Raw genomic sequence first — 481 nt, forward strand, 5'->3', positions numbered from 1 at the left:
TCTCACGCAAATTGCGCAGAGGAGGCCGCGACGAAGACCGCCCCTCCCGCTACACCAGATCCCTCGCATTTTAACGATTGGCTTGACGGAAGTTTCGCGCCTCGCGGCGCAGGATCAATTGTTTCCATATGTGAGGATTTGTGGATGAGCGTTTCTACCGTTACGCCGTCGTCGATCGCGATCGTGGTCCCGAGCTACGACACGACCAAGCAGCAGGACGACCAGGCCAAGACCAAGGATACCGACCCGACCTACAAGCCGCCGCCGCCGGCGCCGCTGCCGCCGGGTCAGGGCACGCGGATCGATCAGCTCGCCTGATCGAGCCCGCCGATGACGAAGCGCCCGATCCGGTCGATCGGGCCTTTCGCGCGTCCGGCCCGATCTTTGCCGGATGCGCCATGAGCACGCATCACGCCTCTCTGCGATAAGCCGAGACCTCCCGGAAAAGCGCGCGCGCTCCTCCAATCGGGCGACGCCACCG

1 protein-coding gene is annotated in these 481 nt (G+C 64.2%); it reads left to right on the plus strand.

What is annotated here, in order from left to right:
* On the plus strand, nucleotides 1-318 hold a 318-nt coding region (locus K3G39_RS20445; RefSeq protein WP_220628025.1), incomplete at its 5' end, for a hypothetical protein.
* Nucleotides 319-481 lie beyond the last annotated feature (163 nt).

Origin of the sequence: Pontibacter sp. HSC-14F20, from assembly GCF_019599265.1 — a bacterium.
Taxonomy (GTDB): domain Bacteria; phylum Bacteroidota; class Bacteroidia; order Cytophagales; family Hymenobacteraceae; genus Pontibacter.